Origin of the sequence: Pseudoalteromonas sp. US3C1013, assembly GCF_048401115.1 — a bacterium.
Lineage (GTDB): Bacteria > Pseudomonadota > Gammaproteobacteria > Enterobacterales > Alteromonadaceae > Pseudoalteromonas > Pseudoalteromonas undina.
Genome location: NZ_CP183075.1, coordinates 391495 through 404787, shown reverse-complemented (window position 1 = coordinate 404787; position 13293 = coordinate 391495). Strand labels below are relative to the sequence as shown.

Genomic DNA, 13293 nt, shown 5'->3' with positions numbered 1-13293 from the left:
ACTATGTTTTTTAAAAGCCTCTTAACCGTGAGCGTTGCGCTTGCGATAAATGCTGCTAACGCTAATGAGTTCGTCATTGAAAAGCTCGCAAAGCCAAGTTCACAAAAAGTCGCTTTAACGCTCGACCCAAGTCAGGATACTTTTACAGGAATGACTGAAATCAGTTTGGAGGTACTTAAACCAACACGCTACATTGAACTTAATGGTGTTGATTACGCAACCAAAATGGTTCAACTATTGGGTGAGCAAAACTGCGACTTAAACAGCGAAATGCTTAAAACCGGTAAAGTTAAATTTAGCTGCGAAGAGCAAATTCAGCCGGGTAAATACACTTTAAAAATTGATTTCTCAGCGCCATATAATCGCCAAAGTGTGGGGCTATATAAAACCCTAGATCAAGGCGTTCCTTATCTTTTCACCCAATTTGAAATGAGCGATGCCCGTCGAGCGTTTCCTGTATTTGACGAACCAAGCTATAAAATTCCATTTCAGTTAACTATTACCGCCCCCACTTCACAAAAAGTGTATTCAAATACACCTGAGTTAAAAACGACAGTGAATGGCGATATGACTACCCATTACTTTGATAAAACGCCACCAATTCCATCATACTTAGTAGCTATGGCTGTAGGCCCGTTTGAAGAGCTAGAGATTAAGGGTATGCCAATTCCTGGCCGTGTAATTACTCCACAGGGTAAAATTCATTTAGCACAGTATGCAAAAGAGAATATGCCTAAAGTACTGGGCGCACTTGAAGAGTACTTTGGTATTCCTTACGTATATAAAAAGTTAGATTCAGTGGCTGTTCCAGAGTTTCCGTTTGGGGCAATGGAAAACTCAGGTTTAGTGACTTACCGCGAAGATATTCTTCTGGTTGATTTAGAAGCTGCAACACGTAGTAAAAAGCAACGTAATGTCTCTATTATTGCCCATGAATTAGCTCACCAATGGTACGGTAACTTAGTGACTATGAAGTGGTGGAACGACTTATGGTTAAACGAAGCGTTTGCTAGCTGGATGGCAGCAAAAATTACTAAGCAACTTAACCCTGAGTTTGAATCACACCTAGATTTACCACAAAACAATGTAATGGCGTTAGATGCTCGCTTAAGCACTAAGCCAATTCGTAAACCAATTAAAACTGAAGCCGATATTATGGACGGTTTAGGCCTTGCATACAGCAAAGGCAGCTCAGTACTGGCGATGGTTGAAAATTGGATTGGTGAAGACGCATTTCAAGCTGGTATTCAAAATTACTTAAAAGAGTTCTCTTATAAAAATGCCGAAGCCGCCGATTTATGGGAAGCACTCGGTAAGGCTTCAAATAAAGATGTGGCGAGTGTTTTAAAATCATTTATTGAACAATCATCATTTCCTTTAATCAAGGTTGATCAGCAAGGTAAAACTATCACTATTTCGCAAAGCCGTTTTGCTAATGCCGGTGTTGATGCTCCAGCCCAACTTTGGAATGTACCCGTTGCCATTAAGTACGGTAAAGGCGATAAAGTAAAAACTGCCAGTGTATTACTTAATAAACAAAACCAAACGCTAGAGTTAGATTTTGAGCCAGAGTGGATATATCCAGACCAAGGTGCGCTAGGTTACTACCGCTGGGTCATGGACGATGCGCAATTTAACGCACTAATTGATAATGCAGCAAGCGTATTAAACGACCGCGAGCGCCTTGCATTGTTATCAGCTACTGACGCCTTACTTGACGCAGGTGTAATTTCTGCGGCTAAGCTGATGCAAACGCTTGAAGTATTTGCCAGTGATAGTCATCCACGCGTAGCTAACACTGCTTTAGGCTATTTAGCGTCTCAGCAGCGTACCTTTAAAGACGATAGCAATAAAGATTTATGGCCTACATTTATTCAAAATGCAGTCATGCCTGCCGCTAAAAAATATGGCCTAGAAGCAAAAATGGGTGAGGATGGCGCTGTTGCTCAACTGCGAGCTGCGGTGGTATCACGCTTAGGCTTTGATGGTGAAGATAAAAATGTGATCAATAAAGCTAAGCAGCAAACAGCCGCTTACTTAAAAGATCCGCAAAAAGTAGACCCTTATTTAGCGGGTACTTACTTACGTCTTGCGGCTTTTCATGGTGATAAAGCGCTGCTTGATCAGTTTATGGCAACCTTTAAAACCACTAAAGATCCACAAGTTCGTACCAATATGTTGGCAGCAATGGGTTATTTTGGTAAACCTGAACTCCAAAAAGCAGTGCTTGCATATAGCTTAACCGATGAAGTAACCGCTTCTGATATGCGTACTATTTTATCGGGGCAAAGTTACACCGATGAACGCCAAGCACTCTTTATTGATTGGATATATAGCAACTACGATAAAGTAACAGCAAGTTTGCCACCATTTTTTGTGCCTAACTTACCTTACTTTACTACTGCTAGCTGTGATGCTGAAAGTTTAGCGAAAACGCAAACGTTCTTTGACGCTAAACTTGATGACGTACCTGGCTATGCGCGCACATTAAGTAAGCTTGCAGAAAGTACGAATGACTGTATTGCACTTAAAAACCGTGAACTCAAATCAGTAAATAGCTTTTTGAATAGTAAATAAGTTAAAGTTCAAAGGATGGCTGGCTGCGGGCGACGGGTAACGGGCCGAAAACCTCAAACTCGGGCTAATGGCTGATGTTTTCTCATTGCCTTCTCTTTGTGTATAAAATCTTAAAAAGTTTATTCACAAAGAGATTAAGAGGCGCAGCCCTTTTAGAGCTAGTGATTAAAGACAAAGATTAAGGGTTATAAAGGTTAAAGGTTGAAGATTTTATCTTGCACCTTTTGCCTTTAGCCCTGCACCATTCTATTAACCACCAATAATCATGGTTAGCTTAGCTATAAACTCTTTTGCCGCTTGTTCAGAGTTAATTTTAAAAGCGACACCATAATGAATAGGCTGTGCGCTTTTATAAATACGAGTGGGAAAACGGGTCATTTCACTGCTATGAAAATAGCCTTGAGTACGCACAACCCCATCAATATCAGTAAAGTCATCACTAAACACTTCAAATGCGGGGCGGATCACAATTTTACCTTTCCCCGTTTCGGCATGGGTGTAAAACGCTTCTTTAGAGTTTGCTAGCATATACTCAGCAATGTTTTTTATTTTAAAGTTACTTCTACACTCTAGTTTTATCAGCTGCTCTGTTAACTCGTCTGCGCTAAATGCCACGTGACTTTCCTTTTTATTTAATAGGGGGTCAGACTAACTCATGCATGAGTGAAAGTCCGAAATTTATTATTTAGTGTTTATTTAACACTACATACAAACGCTAATTGCTGATTTCTATAACTCAACCGACTAATTTCAGTATCGCAATATTGGCTTAAATCGAGCCATTGAGATATATCAGATCCAGCTGTTAATTTTCGTTGATAAATACGGTTTTTAACTGCGTAAGCAATAGTATTTTCATCTTTTAAGATGAAGTCTTGTACTTGGTTTGGCAGCCTAAGGATGTTGCTTACCTGCTTGGTTTGAGGGTCAAAACGGGCTAACTGGTGCTGGCCATTTTTACTATGACTAAATAAAAATTCACTTTGCGATTTATTGTAAATAAGTGTGCGACCAATGTTATTTGCAACAACTTCACCTTTAGCCGCAACAACCGAGGTATATTGTAATGTATGTGGCTCACCTAAAATAAACATCACTAAATCGTTGTTATTACCCCAAGCGTGGTAGCCCACAGGCTCAATCCAATCAAAAATACGACTTGGCGCCTGCTCTGTGCTCAGCCGATATTGCCATAACTTTTGTTTACCATCTTCTTCAACCACGATAGCAGATAAACTATCACCACTCGGTGTTACTGTTGGCGAATACTCACTTACAGCTGTATTTGTGATCATAGAGGTTTGTTTTGATGATAAATCGTAAAGCGCAATATCAGTTTGGCTCTGATTATTACTGATTACCTCACGCGTATAATAAAGGCCCGTATCGGTTAAGTGAGGCTGATTGTTGTAGCTGGTTTTATCACTAATAATGCTTACGCGTATGCCATGCGGAGTATTTAAATCGGCAAGCAGTATTTGACTTTTAGGCATATTTGCTTGGGCAACGCCCAATGTTAAAGCATTAATTGTTATTAGCCCTAACAACGGTTTGATCAGTTTCATGCTTTCTCTCGTTTTAATTTTAAGCACCTCATGATAACGTTATTTACTGATGACGTCACTTGACCTAGCTTAGTAAGGTCTTTATAACTAACGGGTCATAAAAAAGAGAACAAACATGTCAGCTAAACACCCTATTATTGCAATCACCGGCTCATCTGGAGCAGGCACTACAACCACCACCAATGCCGTGAAGCATATTTTCCGCAGCCTCGATATCAATGCTGCATTTATTGAAGGTGATAGCTTTCATCGTTACACACGTCCTGAAATGGACAAAAAAATTCGAGAAGCCCAACAAGAAAGTAAACACATAAGTTATTTTGGCCGAGAAGCCAATGACTTTGGTGCATTAGAAGACTTATTTACCAAGTATGGTGAAACAGGCGAAGGTAAACTGCGCCGTTATTTACATACCTTTGATGAGGCCGTGCCTTATAACCAGTTACCTGGAACATTTACTCCTTGGCAAGAGCTTGAGCAAAATACAGATTTAATGTTTTACGAAGGCTTACATGGCGGCGTGGTCGACGAAGATCATGATGTTGCTAAGCATGTTGATTTACTCATAGGCATGGTGCCAATTATTAACCTTGAGTGGATCCAAAAGCTTATTCGCGATACCTCAGAACGCGGCCATTCTCGTGAAAAAGTAATGGACTCGATTGTACGCAGTATGGATGACTACATTAATCATATAACGCCGCAGTTTTCTCGTACTCATATTAACTTTCAGCGAGTACCCACCGTTGATACCTCCAATCCATTTAGCGCAAAAGATATCCCCTCCCTTGATGAAAGCTTTGTTGTTATTCGCTTTAGGGGCATTGATGACGTTGATTTCCCGTATTATTTACGCATGATTGAAGGCAGCTTTATGTCGCGGATCAATACGCTTGTAGTACCCGGTGGCAAAATGGGACTCGCTATGGAGCTAGTGCTTACGCCACTGATCAAAGATATTATTTTGAAAAAACGCGCCTTAGCAAAATTAGCCCCACCTGAAATTCCTATTTAAGTGTATCGATAATCTGTTAGAGGCTTTTTGGTTTAGAAGATCTAATAACATACGATGATCTTATAGAACTGATCATTTCTTTTATCAAGTGATCGCAAATACATTCTGCTCTTTTTTGTTTAGTCTAACTCACGTACACTGCTGATTTTAAGTATGATGAGAGTAGTATGTCGCAAGCCATTAAAATTGTTGTCGGGTCTAAAAACCCAGTAAAAGTAAATGCCGCTAAACACATTTTTGCGATGTATTTCCCTGAGCATATAATTGAATGTAGTGGCGTTCACGCCCCCTCTGATGTACCCGATCAGCCTATAGGCGAAGAACAAACGTGTTTGGGAGCGCAAAACCGAGTTAACTACTGTAAAGCACAGCATCAAGCAGACTACTACATAGCGATGGAAGGCGGCGCAGCGCAATTTAGCTATGGTGCAGCAACCTTTGCCTATGTCGTTATTGATGACGGCGCACAGCAAGTTACAGGCCGAAGCAGTAACTTACCTTTGCCTTCAGTTTTTTATAATGCATTGCTGCAAGGTGAAGAACTTGGAGATGTGATGGATAAGGCTTTTAATACCACCAATATTAAGCAGCAAGGTGGTGCTATTGGTTTATTAACTGATCATCATGCAACACGAGAAAGTACCTATACTCAAGCGCTGACTCTCGCCATGGCCCCTTTTCTTAATCCCACTTTATATAATCAATAACGGATGTTTTAATGAAGTATAACTACGTATTATTTGATGCCGACGAAACCTTATTTAGCTTTAATGCCTTTGCTGGCTTACAAAAAATGTTGGCTGCTTATGACATGGATTTTACCAAAGCAGATTATGACCATTACCAAAACACCAATAAGCCACTATGGATTGCCTATCAAAATAACGAAATTACCGCAAACCATCTGCAAGTAACTCGTTTTAGTGAGCTGGCAAATAAACTTGATTTACCAGCCCAGCAGCTCAATGATGATTTTTTATCGGCAATGGCTGAAATTTGCATGCCTTTACCCGGTGCGGTTGAATTATTAAACGCCCTTAAACCTCATGCCAAGTTAGGTATTATCACTAATGGCTTTTCTCAGCTGCAAGCGCGTCGTTTAGCGCATACTGGGCTGCAAGATATGTTCGATTGGCTGGTAATTTCTGAAAAAGTAGGTATTGCTAAACCTGCAAAAGAGATATTTGAGCACACCTTTAATTTAATGGGGAATCCACCTAAAGAGCAAATTTTAATGGTAGGTGATACCGCCAGCAGTGATATTCTTGGTGGACAAAATGCAGGCATAGACACCTGCTGGTTACAGCACCCTGGGGTAATCTTACCTGAAGGTATTAAGCCAACGCACCAAGTCACTGAGTTAAAACAGTTACAAACTATTTTAGGTCTGTAATACCTGACTGGTTGTGGTTACAAACAGCCAAAAAAAATGACGCTAATAAGCGTCATTTTTTATAACTGTATGTAAGCGATTAACTGATTAGGCGTTTGCTAATTCAAGGCCGGGTGCAGGCATCGAAACAGGCGTTTCAAAGGTTGCCCACTCCCATGCTGACTCGGTTGCCATAATTTTGCGTAGTAACTTGTTATTTAAATCATGACCTGATTTAAATGCAGTTACTTTACCCAAAAGGTTATGACCTGTCATAAACATGTCACCTACACAGTCTAGTATCTTATGCTTGACGAACTCGTCTGGGTAACGCAGACCGTTTGGATTTAAAACTTTAAATTCATCAAGTACCACTGCACTATCCATGCTACCACCTAGTGCAAGGTTATTAGCATGCATGTATTCAATATCTTTCATAAAGCCAAAAGTACGCGCACGGCTAATTTCTTCAGTGAAGCTTTGTGCGGTAATATCTAAGCCAATGCGTTGGCGGCTTTCATTAATTGCAGGGTGATCAAAGGCAATTTCAAAGTCGATATGGAATCCGTCGTAAGGTTCTACTTCGGCCCATTTGTCGCCTTCTTCAATACGTACTTTTTCTTTAATACGAATGAAACGTTTTGCAACATTTTGCTCTTCAATGCCGCCTTTTTGTAATAAATAAATGAATGGCAATGCACTACCATCCATTATTGGAACTTCTGAGCTGTCAAGTTCAACAATCAGATTGTCGATACCCATGGCCGCAACAGCTGCAATTAAATGCTCAGTAGTTGATAAGCGAACACCATCTTTGTTGATTAAACAGGTACACAATTGCGTATCACCAACGGCTTCAGGTGTTGTTTCAAAATCAACAACCGGATCAAGGTCGACACGACGAAATACAATCCCAGTATTTGCGCTCGCAGGTCGGAGAGTTATTGTGACCTTCTCACCTTTATGAAGTCCAATTCCTATGGCTTTGACTACTTGTGCAATCGTACGCTGTTTAATCATAGGTTCGCTCACTTTAAGTATATATTACAGTTAGACGGCGGAGTGTAACATAAATACGGTATAACTACAATATTTGTTCACATTTCGCACAAAAGTACTGTTTTTAATTAGTCTGCTTGTTTACGTAAAAAAGCAGGAATGTCGAAATAATCGCCACCCTCAGACTTATCTGTTTTATTAGCACTACTTGACGACGTATTCGTTGCTGAACTTGAAGAGCTAGTCGATGTGCTGCTTTGCTCTTTTGATTCAGTTTGCGATGTCGTTGCAGGCTCTTCAGTCGTACTTGTGCCTTGGCTTGCAAAGCTAGGTACGTACATACTGCTGCTTGTTTGTGTGCTTGAGCTAGTTACATCAGAGCCTGACGCTTTTTTGAAACCGTTATCTACAATACCAAACTGTGGACGACGATCGCCGCCTAAGCCGGTTGCAACCACGGTTACACGTAGCTCATCCGTCATTTCTGGGTCAATTACCGCGCCAACAACAACCGTTGCGTTTTCAGACGCTAGCGCCTTAACGTGATTACCCACAATTTCAAATTCTTCAATCGCGATATCCATACCCGCAGTAATGTTAACCAAAATGCCTTTAGCACCGGTTAAATCTACGTCTTCTAAAAGAGGGCTTGAAATAGCAGCTTCTGCTGCTTCTTGTGCACGATCAGGACCCGACGCAGATGCAGTGCCCATCATCGCTGTGCCCATTGCAGACATAACTGTACGTACGTCGGCGAAATCCACGTTAATTAGACCCGAGCGAGTAATTAACTCAGCAATACCTTGTACCGCACCAAACAATACGTCATTTGCTTTAGCAAATGCATCCAGTAAAGTTGTTCCTTTACCCAATACTTTTAGTAACTTGTTATTTGGAATAGTGATTAACGAGTCCACAATTTCAGATAATTCGCTAATACCTTGCTCTGCAGCAGCGGCACGCTTTTTACCTTCAAAATCAAACGGACGGGTTACCACAGCAACAGTTAAAATACCCAGCTCTTTAGCAATTTTAGCCACGACTGGCGCAGCACCGGTACCTGTACCGCCGCCCATACCTGCCGCAATAAACACCATATCAGCGCCTTCAAGGCTAGCACGAATGGTTTCGGCGTCTTCTTCAGCCGACTCACGACCTACTTCAGGGTTAGCCCCTGCACCTAACCCAGAGGTTATTTGCGTGCCTAATTGTACTGTTACATCAGCGGCTGAATTACGTAATGCTTGCGCATCCGTATTGGCTGCGATAAAACGAACGCCTTCTATTTGTTGTTTTACCATGTGCTCAACTGCGTTACCGCCGCCACCGCCTACACCGATTACTTTTATTACAGCTTCTTCGCTGTGTTGTTCCATTATATCAAACATATTTACTCTCCGACTTGAGTACTAAAACTCGCCTTGAAACCATTTTGTGATGCGGTTCCACCAATTATTATTATCATCCGCTTTCGACTTTTGTGCATTCATCGACTGCATAGTACGCCCGTATTGTAACAAACCTACAGCGGTTGCGTACGATGGATCATCAACATAATCAGTTAAACCTACTACACCAATTGGTTTACCTATTCTTACTGGCATCTGAAAAATATCTTCAGCCACTTCCATTGCGCCAGTCATTTTAGCAGTTCCGCCAGTAATGACGAGACCTGCTGCAATTTGGTCTTCTAATCCTGAGCGACGAATTTCTTCCATCGCCAGTTCAAATAATTCTCTAAAACGTGGCTCAACCACTTCAGACAACGTATGCCTAGACATCAGTCTTGCTGGTCGCCCACCTACGCTTGGCACTTCAATCGTGTCTTCGCTGCTCGCCATTTGGCTACTTGCACAGGCATATTGTACTTTGAGTGACTCTGCATGTGATATAGGTGTGCGAAATATTTTTGCAATATCACCGGTTACTTGGTTGCCCGCCACCGGAATCACCGCAGAATGACGCAGTGCACCATTAATATAAATAGTGATATCCATAGTACCACCACCGATATCTAGCACCGCAACACCTAGCTCTTTTTCATCGTCCGTCAGTACGGAGTAACACGAGGCAAGCGCAGTAAATATAAGTTGGTCAACTTCAAGCCCACAACGTTCAACACATTTTTCTATATTTTTAGCCATGTCATTGGAGCAGGTAATGATGTGCGCGCGTGCTTCCATACGCACACCACTCATGCCAAGTGGGTTTTTAATCCCCTCTTGCATGTCAATGCTGTACTCTTGTGGCAAGGCATGCAACATTTTGCGTTCAGCTGAAATTGGTACTGAGCGAGCAATATGGATTACATTTTCAATGTCTTCATCGGTTACTTCAGTGTTATTAATAGCGACAACACCGCTTTCGTTCTGACATTGAATATGTTTGCCAGAAATACCCAAATAAACCGAGCTAATACGACAATCAGCCATCAATTCAGCTTCATCAATTGCGCGGCGAATAGACTCAGACACTAAATTTAAATCGTTGACGCCGCCTTTATCCATTCCATAAGATACTTGGCTCCCCACGCCAACAATGCTGAGCTTGTTATCTGTGGTGATTTCACCTACCGTGGCCACTACTTTCGAAGTGCCTACGTCTAATCCAATCACTAGGTTTCTTTCTGCTGACTTAGTCATGCCTTACTCTTTATTATAATTGCTGTTCTTGCATTGGCTTATAGCTCACTGCAAGGCCGGTATCGTAGCGTAAATCAATTGCATCTATCTGTGCATCAGCACGTTGTTCTATGCGTGAATAAACGTCTATAAAACGCTGTACACGCTTGGCTTTATCCTTGCGCCCTAAATTTAAACGCACGCCATTATCTAACCAAAGTTGCCACGAAAAACGCTCAGATAGCGCAAGGCTAGTGAGCGTTAGTGCATTTACTTTAAGCATTTCATCAAACTGTTTAAACGCTACCCATGCTTCTTTTTCACTGCCTTCTGGCCCATATAACTGGGGTAATTTGGCACTTAATTTATCACTTTTAGCCTCAAACGCATCGCCGCTTTGGTTAATCAATAAATCACTGTTCCAGTGAGCGACCGCTTGATGCTCTACCACGTAAACTTGGATAGTATCAGGCCATTGCTTTCTTACCGATACCGTTGCGACCCAAGGTAGTTCTTGCACTAAATGCTGAACATGCTTTACGTTTAACTCAAAAAAGCTACTTAAATCCGCTTTTTTTATCGCGGTAGTTATTGCTTTTTCATCGGTGTATTTGGGGCTCCCCAACACCGTTAGATGCTTAATTTGCGCATCTTTATTTGCAACTAACCAATGGGAAACCCCATTGGTTATTTCAATTAACCCAATCACCACAGCCAGAAAAAAGCTCACTCCAAAAATCAGCGACCAGTTAAGTTGCTGTTTTAGTTGCTGCGCTTTCTCTAAAAAGGGATGCATATTAAAGGGTTTGCTCCAAAATGCGAACAACTAATTGCTCAAAACTTGCCCCATTGGCTTTTGCAGCCATTGGCACTAATGATTTTTCTGTCATGCCTGGCACTGTATTTACTTCCAACAAGTAAAATTGGCCTTGCTGATCTTGCATTGCATCGACGCGACCCCAGCCACTTGCACCCACTAAATCAAACGCATCGAGTGCCATTGCTTGTAGTTTTTGGGTATCCGGTTGTGATAAATCAGCAGGACAATGATATTGTGTCGTACTTGACTGATATTTAGCTTGGTAGTCATAAAAACCATTTGGCGTGCTCATTTCAATCACAGGTTGTACTTCATCACCAAGCACCGTAATTGTAAATTCGCGCCCCGAGATCCACTGCTCTACCAATACTTGGCTGTCGAACTTAAATGCATTGCTGAGCGCATCTTCAAGCTCTTCTGCAGAGCTTGCTTGTGCCATACCAATACTTGAGCCTTCGTGCGATGGTTTTACCATCACTTTTTTAAACTCATCGATAATTGCTTTAGCATCAAAGCCTTTTTTAGCATCAACTACCGCATAAGGTGCTGTGCTTAAGCCTGCCGATTTAAACAAGTGCTTACAACGAATTTTATCCATTGCCAATGCTGAACCCAATACATTACTGCCGGTGTAAGGCAAGTTCATAAACTCTAAAGCACCTTGTACTGTGCCATCTTCACCACCTCGGCCATGCAGCGCAATAAAAACGCGATCAACGTTTAAGTCTTTTAATTCCCACAATGAACGATTTTGAGGGTCAAACGCAATCGCATCAATGCCACAGGCAAGAAGTGCATTAAGGACTGCTTGACCAGATTTTAATGACACGTCGCGCTCTGCTGAGTTTCCACCTAGCAGCACCGCTACTTTACCAAACTGGGAACTTACCTGTGTCATACTTCACCTTGCTTTAATTTTTCTATCGACATATTTGTTGCTGCTAAGTTTTTAACTAACTGACCTATGTTACCTGCACCTTGCGTAAGTACTAAATCATTATTTTGCAGGCAGTTAGCAAGTACACCTGCAAGCTCTGAGCTTGAAGCTACATGCAATGGCTCTTTGCCACGCTGGCGTAAACTGCGGCATAAACTCTTACTATCAGCGCCCACTATCGGCTCTTCGCCTGCACTGTAAACATCAAGCAATAGCAACTGATCAACCTCGGCGAGTACTTTCACAAAATCTTCGTATAAATCGCGAGTACGAGTATAGCGATGCGGCTGATAAACCATCACTAAACGCTTATCAGGCCAGCCTTCTCTCGCTGCGGTGATGGTAGCTGCCACTTCTGATGGGTGATGACCATAGTCATCTACTAACATCACATTACCGCATTCGTTTTCAAATTCACCATAATGCTGAAAACGACGGCCAATGCCTTCAAAAGTATCTAATGCCGCTAAAATTGCATGATTAGCTATGTTTTGATCTTTTGCCACCGCAATCGCTGCGGTTGCATTTAGGGCATTGTGTTTACCTGGCATATTTAACTTAGCGGTTAAACTCTCGCCTTGTTTATTAGTAACAGTAAATTGGCATGTATTGGCTGTTTGGCTAAATTCACTCATTCGATAGTCAGCATCTTGCGATTCACCATAAGTGATCACCGGACGACCAAAGCGAGGTATTAATTCTGCGGCAACGTCTGAATCTATACACACTACAGCTAGCCCGTAAAACGGCAGGTTATGAATGAATTCAACATAAGTATCTTTCATTTTTTCTAAGCTGCCGCCGTAAGTTTCCATGTGATCTTCTTCAATATTAGTGATCACCGATACCATTGGCTGTAAATGCAAAAATGAAGCATCGCTTTCATCCGCTTCAGCGATTAAAAAGTCGCTTTTGCCTACTTTAGCATTGCTGCCAGCACTGTTAAGCAAACCACCAATAATAAAGGTTGGATCGAGCCCTGCTTGTGCATAAATGCTGGCAATTAAACTAGTTGTTGTGGTTTTACCATGGGTACCGGCAATGGCAATACCATGACGAAAACGCATCAGCTCAGCTAACATTTCTGCACGGCGAACCACCGGAATACGCGCAGCTTGCGCGGCTTGAATTTCAGGGTTTGTTTTATCAATTGCACTTGAAACCACCACCACATTAGCGTCTTTTACATTATTTTCATGATGGCCAATAAATACTTCAGCGCCCGCTTGAATTAAACGCTCGGTCATGGCGCTATGCGCTATATCCGAGCCGGTAATACGGTAACCTTCAAAAGCCAATACTTCTGCAATACCGCCCATACCTGCACCACCTATTCCTACAAAGTGAATAGTTTCAATGCGGCGCATCGCAGGGCGTGTATATTTTT

Annotated in this window: 12 protein-coding genes; 4 read left to right on the top strand and 8 right to left on the bottom strand. The window is 41.8% G+C overall.

The window, feature by feature from the left end; translation table 11 throughout:
• The first annotated feature begins 3 nt into the window (after positions 1 to 3).
• On the top strand, positions 4 to 2577 hold the full coding sequence (locus ACNSN2_RS01890; RefSeq protein WP_418608368.1) for a M1 family aminopeptidase: 2574 nt from the start codon (positions 4 to 6) through the stop codon (positions 2575 to 2577).
• Positions 2578 to 2826: 249 nt separating this feature from the next.
• On the opposite strand, the gene ACNSN2_RS01885 is transcribed toward ACNSN2_RS01890, so the two are convergent.
• Both ACNSN2_RS01885 and ACNSN2_RS01880 read right to left on the bottom strand, forming a co-directional pair.
• Positions 2827 to 3192, bottom strand: a complete 366-nt coding sequence (locus ACNSN2_RS01885) for a hypothetical protein (protein WP_008114788.1) — start codon at positions 3190 to 3192, stop codon at positions 2827 to 2829.
• 77 nt (positions 3193 to 3269) lie between these two features.
• Positions 3270 to 4142, bottom strand: a complete 873-nt coding sequence (locus ACNSN2_RS01880; RefSeq protein ID WP_418608365.1) for a hypothetical protein — start codon at positions 4140 to 4142, stop codon at positions 3270 to 3272.
• A gap of 115 nt (positions 4143 to 4257) precedes the next feature.
• Here ACNSN2_RS01880 and ACNSN2_RS01875 point away from each other — a divergent pair, with 115 nt between their 5' ends.
• The 3 genes from ACNSN2_RS01875 to yjjG all read left to right on the top strand — a co-directional run bounded on the left by ACNSN2_RS01875 (position 4258) and on the right by yjjG (position 6550).
• On the top strand, positions 4258 to 5157 hold the full coding sequence (locus tag ACNSN2_RS01875; RefSeq protein WP_008114793.1) for a phosphoribulokinase: 900 nt from the start codon (positions 4258 to 4260) through the stop codon (positions 5155 to 5157).
• 167 nt (positions 5158 to 5324) lie between these two features.
• Entirely contained in the window at positions 5325 to 5864 is a 540-nt protein-coding gene (gene yjjX, locus ACNSN2_RS01870; protein ID WP_054202306.1) for an inosine/xanthosine triphosphatase, read from the top strand.
• 11 nt (positions 5865 to 5875) lie between these two features.
• Entirely contained in the window at positions 5876 to 6550 is a 675-nt protein-coding gene (yjjG, locus tag ACNSN2_RS01865) for a pyrimidine 5'-nucleotidase (RefSeq protein ID WP_418608362.1), read from the top strand.
• A gap of 87 nt (positions 6551 to 6637) precedes the next feature.
• Here yjjG and lpxC read toward each other — a convergent pair whose 3' ends face one another.
• From lpxC to murC, 6 genes are all read right to left on the bottom strand, one after another.
• A complete protein-coding gene (gene lpxC / locus ACNSN2_RS01860) occupies positions 6638 to 7549 on the bottom strand; it encodes a UDP-3-O-acyl-N-acetylglucosamine deacetylase (RefSeq protein ID WP_010390707.1) in 912 nt (303 codons plus the stop codon).
• A 107-nt stretch (positions 7550 to 7656) separates the two neighbouring features.
• The gene (gene ftsZ / locus ACNSN2_RS01855) at positions 7657 to 8916 is read right to left on the bottom strand and encodes a cell division protein FtsZ (RefSeq protein ID WP_010390706.1); all 1260 of its coding nucleotides are present in this window, start codon (positions 8914 to 8916) and stop codon (positions 7657 to 7659) included.
• Positions 8917 to 8937: 21 nt separating this feature from the next.
• Positions 8938 to 10170, bottom strand: a complete 1233-nt coding sequence (gene ftsA, locus ACNSN2_RS01850; RefSeq protein WP_008110678.1) for a cell division protein FtsA — start codon at positions 10168 to 10170, stop codon at positions 8938 to 8940.
• Between the two features lie 13 nt (positions 10171 to 10183).
• Positions 10184 to 10945: a cell division protein FtsQ/DivIB gene (locus ACNSN2_RS01845; RefSeq protein ID WP_418608359.1), complete on the bottom strand. Its 762-nt coding sequence runs from the start codon at positions 10943 to 10945 to the stop codon at positions 10184 to 10186.
• 1 nt (position 10946) lies between these two features.
• The gene (locus ACNSN2_RS01840) at positions 10947 to 11867 is read right to left on the bottom strand and encodes a D-alanine--D-alanine ligase (protein ID WP_010390703.1); all 921 of its coding nucleotides are present in this window, start codon (positions 11865 to 11867) and stop codon (positions 10947 to 10949) included.
• Positions 11864 to 13273, bottom strand: a complete 1410-nt coding sequence (murC, locus tag ACNSN2_RS01835; protein ID WP_217694239.1) for a UDP-N-acetylmuramate--L-alanine ligase — start codon at positions 13271 to 13273, stop codon at positions 11864 to 11866. Before murC ends, ACNSN2_RS01840 begins: the two co-directional genes overlap by 4 nt.
• Between the last annotated feature and the right edge of the window lie 20 nt (positions 13274 to 13293).

Excerpts from the sequence above, each read along its gene's own strand:
- ACNSN2_RS01890 (WP_418608368.1), top strand. The coding sequence starts at position 4 with ATGTTTTTTAAAAGCCTCTTAACCGTGAGCGTTGCGCTTGCGATAAAT.
- ACNSN2_RS01880 (WP_418608365.1), bottom strand. The coding sequence starts at position 4,142 with ATGAAACTGATCAAACCGTTGTTAGGGCTAATAACAATTAATGCTTTA.
- ACNSN2_RS01875 (WP_008114793.1), top strand. The coding sequence starts at position 4,258 with ATGTCAGCTAAACACCCTATTATTGCAATCACCGGCTCATCTGGAGCA.
- yjjX (WP_054202306.1), top strand. The coding sequence starts at position 5,325 with ATGTCGCAAGCCATTAAAATTGTTGTCGGGTCTAAAAACCCAGTAAAA.
- yjjG (WP_418608362.1), top strand. The coding sequence starts at position 5,876 with ATGAAGTATAACTACGTATTATTTGATGCCGACGAAACCTTATTTAGC.
- lpxC (WP_010390707.1), bottom strand. The coding sequence starts at position 7,549 with ATGATTAAACAGCGTACGATTGCACAAGTAGTCAAAGCCATAGGAATT.
- ftsZ (WP_010390706.1), bottom strand. The coding sequence starts at position 8,916 with ATGTTTGATATAATGGAACAACACAGCGAAGAAGCTGTAATAAAAGTA.
- ftsA (WP_008110678.1), bottom strand. The coding sequence starts at position 10,170 with ATGACTAAGTCAGCAGAAAGAAACCTAGTGATTGGATTAGACGTAGGC.
- ACNSN2_RS01845 (WP_418608359.1), bottom strand. The coding sequence starts at position 10,945 with ATGCATCCCTTTTTAGAGAAAGCGCAGCAACTAAAACAGCAACTTAAC.
- ACNSN2_RS01840 (WP_010390703.1), bottom strand. The coding sequence starts at position 11,867 with ATGACACAGGTAAGTTCCCAGTTTGGTAAAGTAGCGGTGCTGCTAGGT.
- murC (WP_217694239.1), bottom strand. The coding sequence starts at position 13,273 with ATGCGCCGCATTGAAACTATTCACTTTGTAGGAATAGGTGGTGCAGGT.